This window comes from Streptomyces sp. DSM 106670, assembly GCF_055792845.1.
Map to the genome: position 1 here is coordinate 4,405,164 of NZ_CM147704.1, position 15,137 is coordinate 4,420,300.

General features: G+C 73.2%; 14 protein-coding genes. All 14 read left to right on the forward strand.

All coding sequences use genetic code 11. The features are described 5' to 3' along the window. The first annotated feature begins 21 nt into the window (after positions 1-21). Positions 22-1,623 carry a polyamine aminopropyltransferase gene (locus tag ACSMXR_RS19550; protein WP_137229856.1) on the forward strand — a complete coding sequence of 534 codons (1,602 nt, stop codon included), beginning with the start codon at positions 22-24 and terminating at the stop codon, positions 1,621-1,623. 87 nt (positions 1,624-1,710) lie between these two features. Next, positions 1,711-2,664 (forward strand): SRPBCC domain-containing protein, encoded by a 954-nt coding sequence (locus ACSMXR_RS19555; protein WP_473169527.1) that lies wholly within the window; start codon positions 1,711-1,713, stop codon positions 2,662-2,664. A gap of 52 nt (positions 2,665-2,716) precedes the next feature. After that, positions 2,717-3,541, forward strand: a complete 825-nt coding sequence (locus ACSMXR_RS19560) for an aldose epimerase family protein (RefSeq protein ID WP_473169528.1) — start codon at positions 2,717-2,719, stop codon at positions 3,539-3,541. Between the two features lie 43 nt (positions 3,542-3,584). Beyond that, the gene (gene pyrE, locus ACSMXR_RS19565; RefSeq protein WP_030082052.1) at positions 3,585-4,124 is read left to right on the forward strand and encodes an orotate phosphoribosyltransferase; all 540 of its coding nucleotides are present in this window, start codon (positions 3,585-3,587) and stop codon (positions 4,122-4,124) included. Positions 4,125-4,266: 142 nt separating this feature from the next. After that, positions 4,267-5,298 (forward strand): class II fructose-bisphosphate aldolase, encoded by a 1,032-nt coding sequence (gene fbaA, locus ACSMXR_RS19570; protein WP_030082054.1) that lies wholly within the window; start codon positions 4,267-4,269, stop codon positions 5,296-5,298. A gap of 99 nt (positions 5,299-5,397) precedes the next feature. Beyond that, on the forward strand, positions 5,398-6,561 hold the full coding sequence (locus tag ACSMXR_RS19575) for a MalY/PatB family protein (protein ID WP_364885874.1): 1,164 nt from the start codon (positions 5,398-5,400) through the stop codon (positions 6,559-6,561). A 142-nt stretch (positions 6,562-6,703) separates the two neighbouring features. Beyond that, positions 6,704-8,203: a DHA2 family efflux MFS transporter permease subunit gene (locus ACSMXR_RS19580; RefSeq protein WP_364885872.1), complete on the forward strand. Its 1,500-nt coding sequence runs from the start codon at positions 6,704-6,706 to the stop codon at positions 8,201-8,203. Between the two features lie 118 nt (positions 8,204-8,321). Further along, complete coding sequence (locus ACSMXR_RS19585; RefSeq protein WP_030082060.1) at positions 8,322-8,735, forward strand: DUF3151 domain-containing protein; 414 nt, start codon at positions 8,322-8,324, stop codon at positions 8,733-8,735. Between the two features lie 139 nt (positions 8,736-8,874). Continuing rightward, on the forward strand, positions 8,875-9,723 hold the full coding sequence (locus tag ACSMXR_RS19590) for a tryptophan 2,3-dioxygenase family protein (protein WP_030633565.1): 849 nt from the start codon (positions 8,875-8,877) through the stop codon (positions 9,721-9,723). Continuing rightward, positions 9,716-10,948, forward strand: a complete 1,233-nt coding sequence (gene kynU / locus ACSMXR_RS19595) for a kynureninase (protein ID WP_473169529.1) — start codon at positions 9,716-9,718, stop codon at positions 10,946-10,948. The genes ACSMXR_RS19590 and kynU overlap by 8 nt, the downstream gene beginning before the upstream one ends. A gap of 136 nt (positions 10,949-11,084) precedes the next feature. Beyond that, positions 11,085-12,008 (forward strand): alpha/beta hydrolase, encoded by a 924-nt coding sequence (locus tag ACSMXR_RS19600; protein WP_364885866.1) that lies wholly within the window; start codon positions 11,085-11,087, stop codon positions 12,006-12,008. A 105-nt stretch (positions 12,009-12,113) separates the two neighbouring features. After that, positions 12,114-12,941: an NAD(P)H-binding protein gene (locus tag ACSMXR_RS19605; protein WP_473169530.1), complete on the forward strand. Its 828-nt coding sequence runs from the start codon at positions 12,114-12,116 to the stop codon at positions 12,939-12,941. A gap of 130 nt (positions 12,942-13,071) precedes the next feature. Further along, positions 13,072-14,463, forward strand: coding sequence for a sensor histidine kinase (locus tag ACSMXR_RS19610; RefSeq protein WP_473169531.1), 1,392 nt, complete (start codon positions 13,072-13,074; stop codon positions 14,461-14,463). Beyond that, positions 14,460-15,128 carry a response regulator gene (locus ACSMXR_RS19615; RefSeq protein ID WP_473169532.1) on the forward strand — a complete coding sequence of 223 codons (669 nt, stop codon included), beginning with the start codon at positions 14,460-14,462 and terminating at the stop codon, positions 15,126-15,128. Before ACSMXR_RS19610 ends, ACSMXR_RS19615 begins: the two co-directional genes overlap by 4 nt. Positions 15,129-15,137: the final 9 nt, after the last annotated feature.

Sequence of the window (15,137 nt, forward strand, 5' to 3'; positions counted from 1 at the left end):
TCGTGACGTAGCGTTCGCACCATGATCGACCAGCAGATGTCGCTGCGAGGGGGCGCGGCGCGGCTTCCCGTACGGCCGAGGACCGGCCGGTTCCTCGTGCTGGCCGCGGTCTTCGTCTGTGCCGCCTGCGGTCTCGTCTACGAGCTCGAACTGGTCGCGCTCGCCTCCTATCTGATCGGCGACTCGGTCACCCAGGCCTCCGTCGTGCTCTCCGTGATGGTGTTCGCGATGGGCATCGGCTCGCTTCTCGCGAAACGTTTGTGCTGCCATGCCGCCGTCGGTTTCGGCATGGTCGAGGCGGCTCTCGCGCTGATCGGCGGCTCCTCGGCGCTGGTGCTCTACGCCTCGTTCGCCTGGCTCGGCGAATCGCAGTACGCCCTGGTCGGGTTCTCGCTGGCGATCGGGGTGCTGATCGGCGCGGAGATCCCGCTGCTGATGACGCTGATCCAGCGCGTCGACCGGCAGGACGCGGGCGGGGCCGTCGCCGATCTCTTCGCCGCCGACTACGTGGGCGCGCTGGTCGGCGGGCTCGCGTTCCCCTTTCTGCTGCTGCCGATGCTGGGGCAGTTGACCGGCGCGCTGTTCACCGGCGCGATCAACGCGGCGGCCGGCGGTGCGCTGGTCCTGTGGGTGTTCCGGCACGACCTCAGCTCCCGTTCCCGGTGGCTCCTGATCCTGGTCAACGTCTCGGTGATCGCGGTCCTGGCCACCGCCACGGTGCTGGTCGACGACTTCGAGCGGGCGGCGCGCCGGGCGGTGTACGGGGACCAGGTGCGGGTCGCCGTGCAGACCGGGGTGCAGGAGGTCGTCGTGACCGGCACCGACCGCGATTCCCTCGGCCTCTATCTGGACGGCCGGCTGCGGGTCAGCGCCCGCGACGAGTACCGCTACCACGAGGCGCTGGTGCACCCCGCGATGAACGGGCCCCGCGCCCGCGTGCTCATCCTGGGCGGCGGCGACGGGCTCGCCGCCCGTGAGGTGCTGCGTTACGAGGACGTCCGCGCGGTCACCGTCGTCGAGCTGGACCCGGCCGTCACCCGACTGGCCCGCACCGACCCCGCCCTCTCCGAGCTGAACGACCACGCCTTCCGCGACCCGCGGCTCACCGTGGTCGGCGCGGACGCGTTCCCCTGGCTCCGGGCCGACCGGGGGCGCTACGACGTGGTGATCTCCGACCTCCCGGACCCGGGCATCACCGCCAGTACGAAGCTGTACTCCGCCGAGTTCTACGGGCTGGTCGCCGAGGCCCTGGCCCCGGACGGGCGGCTGGTGGTGCACGCCGGGCCGCTGGGCTCCCGGCCGCAGACCTTCTGGACGGTGGAGGCCTCGATGCGCGCGGGCGGCCTCGCGACCCGCCCGTACCGCGTCACCGGCCGGTACGCGGGTCTCGCCGCGAGCCCGGACCGGGGCGGCGGCGACGCACGGGAGCAGGAGGACTGGGGCTTCCTCCTCGCCGGGCCGGGCGGCCCGGTGCCGGGGCCCTCGCTGGCCGTCCCGGGGCCCGTACCGCGGTCGCTGGGGAGCCGGGAGCTGCGCGAGGGGGCGCGGGCCGCGGACGAGGCCCGGCTGCCGGGTCTCGCCCCGTCCACGCTGATCCACCCGCGGTACCGGGAGGACGCGTGAGCCCGGCCGTGCTCCCCGGTGGCGGTCCCCGGGTTTCGGTGGCCGAAGCGCTGACGTCCGGGGCCGGGCCGATTAGGCTCGGTTGCCATGGAGCATGAGGTGTTCGTTCCGGTTCCCGTCCCGACTCTGCTGCGCACGCTGGGCGATCCCGCCCGGGTCGCCCGCTGCGTCCCCGGTCTCCAGCAGGACGCCGACGCGTCGTCGCCGCTGGCGGGCCGGCTGAAGCTCCGGGCCGGCGGCCACACCATCACCTATCGGGGCGAGCTGCGGCTCACCGGCCCGGAGAGAGACCGCTTCTCCGTCACCGGGAAGGGCGTGGAGGCCCGGGGCACCGGTGCGGTCGAGGTGGCCCTGACCATCGGCCTCACGGCGGCGGACGGCGGGACGACGCTCACGTACAGCGGTACGGCGGCCGGGGACGGGCGGCTGGTCGAGCTGGAGGAGGGCGCGGCGCTCGCGGCCGCCCACCGGCTCCTGGACCGCTTCACCCAGCAGCTGGTGACGGAGTCACTGGCGGAGCGGGACGAGGGCGAGGAGCCCGGCGCGGAGGACCGCACGGTGGTCGCCGAAGGGCTTGAGGGCGACGAGGTCCGCGAGGGCGGTGCGGACGGCGGTGACGGTGTGTCCTCGCCCGATGCCGATGCCGATGCCGATGCCGATGCCGATGCCGATGCCGATGCCGAGGAGCTTGCGCTTGAGGCCGAGGCAGAGAACGAGGCCGAAGGCGGGGCGGGCGGCGATGACTCCGAGGCCGGGTCCGTGTTCGACTCGCCGGTTCCGCCGCCCTCGCTCGATCCGGTCGCCGGGGTGGAGTTCACCGTTCCGGACGAACCGCCCGCCGAGGCCGCGCACGCCCGCCGCACCATGATCGGGCGCAGTGCCGAGGAGGTCGACCACGCGCCCCCGCGCGGCCGCTACGCCCCCGTGCCCTCGCCGGACGCGGGCGGTGCGAGCACGACGCTGCGGTGGGTCGCCCCGGCCGCCGCCCTCGCGCTCGCCTCCGCCGTGGTGCTGGGCCGGGCCCTGCGGCGCCGGAGGTAGGAACAGCCGGAGGGAGCGTCGGCCGGAGGCGGCGGGCCAGTAGGGTCGTCGTGTGAGCAGGAGCGAAGAGAACGTCAGGCTGACCGTCGGCGCAGCCGAGTTGACCATCGACCCCGTGAACGGCTGCCGCATCAGCAGCCTGCGGATCGGGGGTGCCGAACTGCTCCGGCAGGGCGATCGGTACGGCTGCTTCCCGATGGTGCCCTGGTGCGGGCGTACCGCGAACGGGGAGTTCCGCAACGGCGACGAGCTCCACCGGCTGCCGCTGAACTCACCGCCGCACGCCATCCACGGCACCGGCCGGGACACCTCCTGGCACACCGCCCACACGGATGCCGACCTGGCCGAGGGCCGGGCGGCCTTCTACTACGACCTCGCCGAGCCCTGGCCGTACCCGGGCCGGGTCACGCAGACCTTCGAGCTGGCCGAGGACACCCTGGCGCTCGGCCTCTCCGTCGAGACGTACGGCAACTCCTTCCCGGCCCAGGCCGGCTGGCACCCGTGGTTCCTGCGCACCCTCGACGGCCGGAACGCCGAGCTGTCCTTCGACGCCGCCTGGCAGGAGGAGCGCGGTGCGGACCATCTGCCCACCGGTCGCCGCGTCGACCCGCTGCCCGGCCCGTGGGACGACTGCTTCGGCATGCCCGACGGCGTGGACGTGAAGCTCACCTGGCCGGAGCGGCTGGAGCTGACGGTGAAGAGCCGCAGCGAGTGGGTGGTGATCTACGACGAGCAGGAGGAGGCCGTCTGCGTGGAGACGCAGTCCGGGCCGCCCAACGGACTGAACACCCTGCCCCGGCTGGTGACCCCGATCGACCCGCTGGAGATCGCGACGACCTGGAGCTGGACACCGCTCCGGGGCGATGCCCGGCCGTAGGGCCTGGACCGGGCCCCGGCCCGTACCGCTTACCCTCGTGGACATGACTGACGTACGCGCTGACCTGCTCCAGCAGATCAAGGACAAGGCCGTGGTGCACGGCAAGGTGACCCTCTCCTCGGGTCTGGAAGCCGACTGGTACATCGACCTGCGCCGCATCACGCTGGACGGCAAGGCCGCGCCGCTGGTCGGCCAGGTCATGCTCGACGCCACCGCCGAGCTGGACTACGACTGCGTCGGCGGGCTGACGCTGGGCGCCGACCCGGTCGCCACCTCGATGCTGCACGCCTCCGCCGCCCGCGGTACGAGCCTGGACGCGTTCGTCGTCCGCAAGGCGCAGAAGGCGCACGGGATGCAGCGCCGGATCGAGGGCACGGACGTCAAGGGCCGCCGCTGCCTGGTCGTCGAGGACACCTCGACCACGGGCGGTTCGCCGCTGACCGCCGTCGAGGCGGTGCGCGAGGCGGGCGGCGAGGTCGTCGCCGTCGCCGTGATCGTCGAGCGCGGGGCCGCCCCGGCGATCGCCGAGGCCGGGCTGCCGTACGTGCACGTCTACTCGGTGGCCGATCTCGACCTGGGCTGAGCCCAGGCGGACGGTTTCACGTGAAACCGGGTCCGCCGAGTGGAGCCGGATGACGAGTCTGGGAAGATGGGGGCGACGATGACGTCGCCCCCAGGTCAGGGACTCACAGCCTGCACACCCGCACATCCCAAGGAGCGGTCAGATGCCCATCGCAACCCCCGAGGCTTACGCCGAGATGCTCGACCGGGCAAAGGCGGGCAAGTTCGCCTACCCGGCCATCAACGTGACCTCGTCCCAGACCCTGCACGCCGCGCTGCGCGGTTTCGCGGAGGCCGAGAGCGACGGCATCGTCCAGATCTCCACCGGTGGTGCGGAGTTCCTGGGCGGCCAGCACAACAAGGACATGGTCACGGGTGCGGTCGCCCTGGCCGAGTTCGCGCACATCGTCGCCGCGAAGTACGACGTCACCATCGCGCTGCACACCGACCACTGCCCCAAGGACAAGCTGGACGGTTACGTACGTCCGCTGCTCGCCGTCTCCGCGGAGCGCGTCGCCAAGGGTCTGAACCCGCTGTTCCAGTCCCACATGTGGGACGGCTCGGCCGAGACCCTCGCCGACAACCTGGCCATCGGCCAGGAGCTGCTGGCCCAGGCCGCCGCCGCCAAGATCATCCTTGAGGTCGAGATCACCCCGACCGGCGGTGAGGAGGACGGCGTCACGCACGAGATCAACGACGAGCTGTACACCACCGTCGACGACGCGCTGCGCACCGCCGAGGCGCTCGGTCTGGGCGAGAAGGGCCGCTACCTGCTGGCCGCCTCCTTCGGCAACGTCCACGGCGTCTACAAGCCGGGCAACGTCGTGCTCCGTCCCGAGCTGCTGAAGGACCTGCAGGCGGGCGTCTCCGAGAAGTACGGCAAGCCGGCCGGCAGCCAGCCGTTCGACTTCGTCTTCCACGGCGGCTCGGGCTCCACCGCCGAGGAGATCGCCACCGCGCTGGAGAACGGCGTCGTGAAGATGAACCTCGACACCGACACCCAGTACGCCTTCACCCGTCCGGTCGTGGACCACATGTTCCGCAACTACGACGGTGTCCTGAAGGTCGACGGCGAGGTCGGCAACAAGAAGACCTACGACCCCCGCACCTGGGGCAAGGCCGCCGAGGCCGGCATGGCCACGCGCGTCACCGAGGCGTGCGCGAACCTGCGCTCCACCGGTACGAAGCTGAAGTAAGCACGACGAGTACGGACGTACGGTCGCGGGCCCGGCCCTCCTTCAGGGGGCCGGGCCCGTTGCCGTGCCGAGAGCTGTGAGTGAGCGAGGAGAGCTGTTGTGGGCGCGACCTACGATTTCGACACCGTCGTCGACCGCCGGGGCACCTGGTGCGTCCAGTGGGACGGGGTCGCGGACCGGTTCGGGGTGGACGGGCTGCTGCCGTTCACCATCTCCGACATGGACTTCGCCACCGCCCCCGAGGTGCTGGCCGCGCTCCGGGCCCGGCTGGAGCACGGGGTGTTCGGCTACACCAGCTGGCAGCACGACGACTTCCGCTCGGCGGTCGCCCACTGGTACGCGACCCGTTACGGCACCACGATCGACACCGGGCAGCTGGTCTACGGCCCGTCCGTGCTCAGCCAGCTCTCCCAGCTGCTCCAGATGTGGACGGGGGAGGGGGACGGCGTCGTCGTCCACACCCCTGTGTACGACGGCTTCCGCAAGGCGATCACCGGGCTCGGGCGCGAGCTGCGGGGGGTGCCGGTGGGGGACTGGGCGGCGCTGGAGCGTGAGCTGGCGCGGCCCGACGCGAAGGTTCTGGTGCTGTGCTCGCCCCACAACCCGACGGGGTACGTGTGGACGGCCGAGGAGCTGGCGCGGACGGCCGCGCTGGCCGAGCGGTACGGGGTCGCGGTGATCAGCGACGAGATCCACGCGGACTTCGTGCACGAGGAGCAGGCGGGGCGGGGCCATGTGCCGTGGACGCGGGTGGCGGGGGGCGGGCGCTGGGCGCTGATCACCTCCGGGTCCAAGGCGTTCAACTTTCCCGCGCTGACCGGGTCGTACGGGCTGATCGGTGATCCGGGCGACCGGGCGGAGTTCCTGCGGCGGATGGAGACGGCGGAGGGGCTGGCGTCGCCGGCCGTGCTGTCGCTGACCGCGCACATCGCGGCGTACCGGGAGGGGGCGGCGTGGCTGGACGCGGTGCGGGCGTATGTGGCGGGGAACCTGGCGTATGTCGCGGAGCGGCTGGCGGCGGAGCTTCCCGAGGTGGGGTGGGCGCCGCCGCAGGCCGGGTACCTGGCGTGGATCGACCTGCGGGCGGTGGGGGTGGACGACGCGGCGTTGCAGCGGGTGCTGGTGGAGCGGGAGGGGGTGGCGATCATGGGCGGTGCGGTTTACGGGGCGCCGGGGTTTGTTCGGCTGAACGTGGGGTGTCCTCGGGGGAAGGTTGTCCGGGGGGTCGAGGCGTTGGTGCGGGCTGTGGGGGCGGTGCGGTAGGCGGGTGGTTTCGGGGGCGCTGCCCCCGTGCCCCCGCTCCTCAATCGCCGGAGGGGCTTGAATTCCCCGGGCGCCCGCTCCTCAACCGCCGGAGGGGCTTGAGCCGCGTGCGGGGTGGGGCTGGGCGGGGCAAGGTGGGGGTATGGCTGCTGCTCCCGCGCCCGGTGAGATTCGGGTTGCCTCTTCCGTCGGGCGTTGGGTCGTGCTGACCACGGTGCTCGGGTCCGGCATGGCGATGCTGGACTCCACGGTCATCAACGTGGCCCTGCCCCGTATCGGTGAGGATCTCGGCACCGACATGGCCGCGCTCCAGTGGACCGTCAACGCCTACATGCTCACGCTCGCCGGGCTGATCCTCCTCGGCGGGGCGCTCGGGGACCGGTACGGGCGGCGGCGGGTGTTCGTGGTGGGGGTGGTGTGGTTCGCGGCCGCCTCGCTGCTCTGCGGGATCGCGCCGAACGCGGGGGTTCTCATCGCCGCGCGGGCCCTGCAAGGGGTCGGTGGCGCGCTGCTCACGCCCGGGTCCCTCGCGCTCATCCAGGCCAGTTTCCATCCGGACGACCGGGCGCGGGCGGTGGGGCTCTGGTCCGGGTTCGGCGGGGTCGGGGCGGCCGTGGGGCCGTTCCTGGGCGGGTGGCTCGTCGACGGGCCCGGGTGGCGGTGGGTGTTCCTGATCAACCTGCCGCTCGCCGCGATCTGCGTACCCGTCGCGCTCCGGCACGTACCGGAGTCGCGGGATCCGGCGGCGCACGGCCGGTTCGACGTGCTCGGGGCCGTGCTCGGGGCGCTGGCGCTGGCCGGGGTGACGTACGCGCTGATCGAGGCCCCGGGGCGGGGCGCGTCGCCGGTGGTGATCGGGGCGGCGCTCGGCGGGGTGGTTCTGGGGGCCGCGTTCGTGGCGGTGGAGCGGCGGCGGGCGGATCCCATGCTGCCGCCGTCGATCTTCCGCTCCCGGCTGTTCACCTCGGTCAACCTGGTGACCTTCTGCGTCTACGCGGCCCTCGGCGGCTTCTTCTTCCTCTCCGCGATCCAGCTCCAGGTGGTCGCCGGGTACTCCGCGCTGGGGGCCGGTACCGCGCTGCTGCCCACCACCGTGCTGATGCTGCTGTTCTCGGCCTGGTCGGGGGAGCTGGGGCGGCGGATCGGGCCGCGTATCCCGCTCACGGTGGGGCCGCTGCTGGCCGCCGCCGGGATGCTCCTGATGCTGCGGGTGGGGGCGGACAGCGCCTCCGTCGGCGGGTACGTGACCGAGGTGCTGCCCGCCGTCCTGGTGCTCGGCGCCGGGCTCGTCGTGGTCGTCGCCCCGCTCACCGCGACCGTCCTGGCCGCCGTGGACACCGGACGGGCCGGGCTTGCCAGCGGCATCAACAACGCCGCCGCGCGGGCCGCCGGGCTCATCGCGGTGGCCGCCCTGCCGCTGCTCGCCGGGATGGGGCCCGAGGCGTACCGGGACGCGGGGGAGTTCGCCTCGACCTTCCGGCGGGCGATGCCGATGTGCGCCGGGCTGCTGGTGGCGGGCGCGGTCATCGCCTGGTGGACGGTGCGGACCCCGGCCGCCGCCGTCCGGAGCGAGCGGCCCGAGTGCGCGGTGCACTGCGGGGTCGTCGCCCCGCCGCTGGAGCCGGAGCACCGCGACGGGTGATCCGCCCCCCCCCGAAGCGCCCACGGCGGGCCCGGGCCCCGGAAGGCCGTGTGAACGCGCTGTGCCACCGGCGCGGGCCCCGGTGCGGCCGGGGCGTGACGGCAGGCACACTTGAGGCATGTCCATCCACGAGAACCTTCTCGGGGGCCCCGCCCCGACCCACCTCCCCGACGACCCCGAGCCGCGCGAGCTGCTCGCCGCCGGCACCCCGCCCGCCGACGTCGCCGCGAAGTACCCCACCTCCTCGCTCGCCTGGGCGCAGCTCGCCGACGAGGCGTTCGAGGGCGGCCGGGTCGTCGAGTCGTACGCGTACGCCCGTACCGGCTACCACCGCGGCCTCGACTCGCTGCGCCGGGCCGGCTGGAAGGGCCACGGCCCGGTCCCGTTCGAGCACGAGCCGAACCGCGGCTTCCTGCGCGCCCTGCACGCCCTGGCGCGGGCCGCCGGGTCGATCGGGGAGACCGAGGAGCACGAGCGCTGCACGACGTTCCTGCGCGACTCCTCGCCGACCGCCGCCGACATTCTGGGCTGAGCCCGGGCACGTACTCCCGAGCCGGGCCCGCCGCCCATGTCGCGCGGGTCCGGCTTAGTATGCGAGCAGGGGACCGGAGCTCCATCACCTCACGGAAGGGGCGGACCGCTACCCGGAAGCTCGTGTCGAGGAGACAGAAATGTCGACGAATCACCCCGACCCCGAAGCCACCGGTGCGGACACCCCGCACCTGGACTTCGCGGGAACGACTCCGTACGAGGACTATGTCCAGGCGGATGTCCTGACCCATCTCCAGCACCTGCGCTCGGACGATCCCGGCGAGATGGTCTTCCTGGTCACCACCCAGGTCATGGAGCTGTGGTTCACGGTCATCGTCCATGAGTGGGAGACCGCCACCCGCGCCCTGCGCGAGGACCGCATACCCGTCGCGCGCGACGCCCTGAAGCGTTCGCTGCGCGAGCTGGAGGCGCTCAACGAGTCCTGGCGGCCGCTGGCCGGACTCACCCCCGCCCAGTTCAACTCCTACCGGGGCTCCCTCGGCGAGGGCTCCGGGTTCCAGTCCGCGATGTACCGGCGGATGGAGTTCCTGCTCGGCGACAAGTCCGCCTCGATGCTGGTGCCGCACCGGGGCGCGCCCCGCGTGTACGCGGAGCTGGAGAAGGCCCTCGGCGAGCCCAGCCTGTACGACGAGACCCTCGCCCTGCTGGCCCGGCGCGGGTATGCCGTTCCCGAGGCCGTCACCACCCGTGACCTGACCCAGCGGTACGAGCCGTCGCCCGAGGTCGAGGCGGTGTGGGCGGAGATCTACGCCTCCGACGACCAGAACGACGAGCTGGTGCGGCTCGGTGAGCTGCTCACCGACGTCGGCGAGCTGGTGTGGCGCTGGCGCAACGACCACCTCGTCGCCACCCGGCGCGCGATGGGCTCCAAGACCGGCACCGGCGGTTCCGCCGGGGTGGCCTGGCTGGAGAAGCGCGCCACGAAGAACGTGTTCCCCGAGCTGTGGACGGCGCGCAGCCATGTCTGAGAACACGACCATGACGCAGAACTTCCGTGAGCGGGCGCTGAAGCTCGATGCCGCCGACCCGCTGGCCGAGCGCCGCGCGCTCTTCGCGCTCGACGACGGCGTCTACCTCGACGGCAACAGCCTCGGCGCGCTGCCCGTCCACGTCCCCGCCCGGGTCCAGGACGTCCTCACCCGCCAGTGGGGCGAGCTGCGCATCCGGTCCTGGGACGAGAGCGGCTGGTGGACCGCGCCGGAGCGGATCGGCGACCGGATCGCCCCGCTCGTCGGGGCCGCCGCAGGGCAGATCGTCGTCGGTGACTCGACCAGCGTGAACGTCTTCAAGGCGGTCGTCGCGGCCGTCCGGATCGCGGGGGAGGGACGCGACGAGATCCTGGTTGACGCGACGACCTTTCCCACGGACGGGTACATCGCCTCCGCCGCCGCCCGGCTGACCGGACACCGGATCGTGCCCGTCGCGCCCGCCGACGTGCTCGCCGCGCTCGGCCCGCGTACCGCCGCCGTGCTGCTCAACCACGTCGACTACCGCTCCGGCCGGCTGCACGATCTGCCCGGACTGACCGTCGCCGTCCACGCGGCGGGGGCGGTCGCGGTGTGGGACCTCTGCCACAGCGCGGGCGCGCTGCCCGTCGGGCTCGACGAGCACGGGGTGGACCTGGCCGTCGGCTGCACCTACAAGTACCTGAACGGCGGCCCCGGTTCGCCCGCGTACCTGTACGTCGCCGAGCGCCACCAGGCCGCCTTCGACTCGCCGCTGCCGGGCTGGAACTCGCACGCCGACCCGTTCGGCATGACCGCCGACTACGCTCCGGCGGACGGTTCCGTACGGGGCCGGGTCGGCACGCCCGACATCGTCTCCATGCTGACGCTGGAAGCGGCGCTGGACGTGTGGGACGGGGTGTCGGTGGACGCCGTACGGGCCAAGTCGCTGGCCCTGACGGACTTCTTCCTGGAGTGCGTCGAGGCGTACGTACCGGCGGGCCGGGTCGCCTCCGTCACCCCGGCCGCGCACGCCGAACGCGGCAGCCAGGTCGCCCTGCGCTGCGCGGAGGCGGAGCCCGTGATGCGCCGCCTCATCGAGCGGGGCGTCGTCGGCGATCTGCGGCGGCCGGACGTGCTCCGGTTCGGCTTCACCCCGCTGTACGTGGGGTTCGCCGACGCGGAACGGGCGGCGCGGATCCTCGCCGAGGTGCTGGCCGAGGCGCCCGCCGGGAACACCGTCGGCTGACGGGTCGTCACCGTGCGTTCGACCGGGCGGGGACGGTGCCGAGTGCTGGTACCGTCCCCGCAGGTCAACCCAGTTGGGTACCTGACACCGGTACAGAACACAGGCGCAGGCCACGGGCATAGGACGGTTGAGCAGCATGTCGGATTCCCCGGGTTCCCCGGACTCTGCGGCGCGTGATCGGGACGAGGCGGAGAGCGCGTCGGCGTTCGCCCATCCGCCCGTCGCGCCCGACGCCACCGCCGCCTACGGTGACCACCCCGACCAGGTCGTCGACTTCTACGCCCCGCGCGACGGCCGCACCGCCGCCCCGCTCGTCGTCCTCCTGCACGGCGGCGCCTGGCGGGCTCCGTACGACCGGGCCCATGCCTCCCCGCTCGCGGACTTCCTGGCCCGCCGGGGCTTCGCCGTGGCGAACGTGGAGTACCGGCGCGGCGGCGACGACATCCCGCAGCAGCGCGACGGCGCGGAGAACACCCGGCCGGGCGGCGCCGATCCCGTCGCCGGGCGCTGGCCGGAGACCTTCGACGACGTGGCCGCGGCCCTGGACGCGATGCCCGTGCTGGCCGCCCGTGAGCTGCCGGGCGCCGATGTGCGGCGGATCGTGGTCGCCGGGCACTCGGCGGGCGGACACCTCGCGCTGTGGGCGGCGGCGCGGCACGTCCTGCCCGAGGGGTCGCCGTGGCGGCTGCCCGCCCCGCCGCCGCTGCGCGGAGTCGTCGCGCTGGCCCCGATCGCGGACTTCGCCACGGCGGTCGGGCTCGGGGTGTGCGGCGGCGCGGTCGGCCAACTCCTGGGCGCAAAAGCCGACTTCGAGGAGCGGGCGGCGCACGCCGACCCCGGGGTGCTGCTGCCGACCGGGATCGCCACCGCGATCGTCCAGGGCGTCGACGACATCGTCGTGCCCAAGGCCGTCGCCGAGGCGTACGTCGACGCGGCGGCCAGGTCCGGCGAGACGGTCGGGCTGACGCTGCTCGGCGGCGTCGGACACTTCCCGCTGATCGACCCGGCCGCCGACGCCTGCGCCGTGGTGGCCGAGGAGATCACCCAGCTCGCCTGGTGAGTTCCCCGCCGGGCCGTCCCGATTGCGGACCGAAGGTGTCCGCAAGGCTCTCTACGTTGGTTCTGTGCCGCTCGGGCGGAGTCGCAACCGACGAAGGAGAACCTCATGACGATCCTGGTGACCGGAGCAACGGGAACGGTCGGCCGCCGTGTGGTCGAGCAGCTGCTGGAGCGCGGCGCGCACGTCCGGGCGCTGACCCGCGACCCGGCGCGCGCGGAGCTTCCGGCCGGCGTCGACGTCGTACGCGGAGACCTCACCGACCCCGCGTCGCTGGAGCCGGCGCTGGACGGGGTGACCGGACTGCACCTCATCACCTTCGGCGGCGGTCTCTTCGCCCCGCTGGAGACCGGTGAGGCGATCCTCGGTCTGGCCCGGAGGGCGGGTGTGCGCCGGGTGACCGTGCTGCACGGCGGCGGGGCCACCCCGATGGAGAGCGCGGTGCGGGCGAGCGGGTTCGACTGGACCGTCGTGATGCCGGTGGAGTTCATGGCGAACGCCTTGGAGTGGGCGCCCGGCATCAGGAGCGAGGGCGTGGTGCGCGAGCCCTTCGTCGACCGGCTGAGCGCGATGGTCCACGAGTCGGACATCGGGGCGGTGGCGGCGGCGGCCCTCACCGAGGACGGCCACGGCGGGCAGGAGTACCTGGTCACCGGACCGCAGGTGCTGACCGTCCGCGACAAGGCGGCGGCCATCGGCGCGGCCCGGGGCGCGGACGTCGAGCTGGTCGAGCTCACCGAGGAACAGGCGCTGGAGAGCTGGCGGGGCCAGGGCATGCCGGAGGACGTGATCGCGTTCCTGATCGACGTCTACCGGGACACGCCGCCGGAGGGCCGGACCGTGCTGGACACGGTGGAGAAGGTCACCGGGCGGCCGGCGCGGACCTTCGCGCAGTGGGCCGAGGAGCACGCGGAGCACTTCCGCGCGCAGTCCTGAAAGCGCTGCTGACCCGGTGTTCTCCGGTTTTTGAAGCGGTACGGCGGAGGCGGGTAGTCCTTGAGACGGACGCCCCGGAATCCGCAGCGATGGTGACGACCCGCCGTCCGCCGCCGCCTACCGTGGAAGCGTGACCGAGACCCAGACAAAGACCAGTGGCCCGGAGTTCCGGGCAGCCGCAGGGGCGATAGACGGCCTGCGGGAGGACCTCTTCCGCCAGGCGTTCGCCTACCGGCCCCTGCCGCCGCTGAACCCCGACGGACGGCTGATGCGGCGGCTGCCCGAGGGGCTGCGCAAGGGCGCCGTCTGGACCCCGCACGCCCTGGTGCTGTTCGCCGCCTTCCTCGTGATGATGGCCGGGTTCGCCGAGTGGGAGTTCAGCCTCCTGATGGGGCTGGTCCCCGCGATCGTGGTGGCGATGACCCTCATCAGGCCGGTCGCCGCGTTCTGGGCGTCGCTGCTGGCGACCGTCTTCTGCGCGGTCCTGGGCAGCGAGGGGCTGTGGGGGCCGAGCGCTTTCGGGGCGCAGCTGGTGGTCCTGGTGGTCGTGGCCGCCCGGACCCGGCCCCGTACCGCCGCCTGGATGTGGCTGCTGACCCTGCTGTTCGGGATGCTGGTGGAGGGTGGCGACCCGTCGATCACCGCGCCCCTGGCGACGCTCTCCGCCTTCGCGCTGCTCGTCGTCGCCGTGGTCCAGATCCGGCGCGACGCCGAGCGCGAGGTCACCGTGCAGCGCACCGTCACCGCCGTCGAGCGCGACCGGCGCACCCTGCTGGAGGAGCGCACCACCATCGCCCGGGAGCTGCACGACGTGGTGGCCCACCACATGTCCGTCGTCGCGATCCAGGCCGAGGCCGCCCCCTACCGGGTCGAGAACCCGCCGCCGGAGCTGGAGCAGGCCTTCGTCACCATCCGGGAGAACGCCGTCGCCGCCCTCACCGAACTGCGCCGCGTCCTCGGCGTCGTACGGGCGGAGGACTACGAGGCCCCGGACGCCCCGCAGCCCACCCTCGCCGCGCTCGACGGGCTCCTGGACAACGTCCGCGAGACCGGCCTGGAGACGGAGAAGGTGATCACCGGGGCCGTCCGCGAGCTGCCGCAGGGCGTCGAGCTGTCGGCGTACCGGATCGTCCAGGAGGCCCTGAGCAACACCCTGCGGCACGCGCCGGGCTCCTCCGCCAGGGTCGAGCTCGGCTATGTCCTCGGCGGGCTCGGGCTGCGCGTGGTCAACGGACCCCCGCGCGGCCTGGTCAAGCCCTCGCCGGGGGCCGGGCACGGGATCACCGGGATGCGGGAGCGGGTCGCGATGCTGAACGGCGAGATGACGGCCGGGACGACGGCGGACGGCGGATACGAGGTGGCCGTCTTCCTCCCCGTACCGCTGTCCCAGGAGCCGGAGCAGCCGGAGTCCCGGGAAGCCCGGGAGACGGCCGACGGCAACGGCGGCGGCAACGGCAACGGCAACGGCGGCGGCAACGGTGAAACGGTCGTCATCGAACGCGTACAGGACGGCCGGTCATGAGCGACACCGACATCCGGGTCCTGATCGTCGACGACCAGATGATGGTCCGCGAGGGCTTCTCGGTCCTGCTCAGCGCGATGCCGGGGATCACCGTCGTGGGAGAGGCGGTGGACGGGCAGCAGGCCCTCGCCCAGGTCGCCGCCCTGAGCCCGGACGTCGTCCTGATGGACATCCGCATGCCGGAGATGAACGGCATCGAGGCGACCCGCGAGATCGTCGCACGGGACGCCGACGCGAAGGTCCTGGTGCTGACGACCTTCGACCTCGACGAGTACGTCTACCAGGCGCTGCGGGCCGGGGCCTCGGGCTTCCTCCTCAAGGACGCCTCCGCCCGGCAGCTCGCCGACGGGGTACGGGTGGTGGCCTCGGGCGAGGCGCTGCTCGCCCCGACGGTCACCAAGCGGCTGATCACCGAGTTCTCCAAGCTCGCGGAGACCCCGCGGCCGCCCGCCCTGGCCCGGATCGGCGATCTCACCGAGCGCGAGACGGAGGTGCTCGTGCTGATCGCGCAGGGCCTCTCCAACGCGGAGATCGCCTCGCACCTGATCGTCGCCGAGTCCACGATCAAGACGCACGTCAGCCGCATCCTGGTGAAGCTGGGGCTGCGCGACCGGACCCAGGCGGCGGTGTTCGCGTACGAGGCACGTCTGGTCACCCCGGGGTAGCCGGAGCTG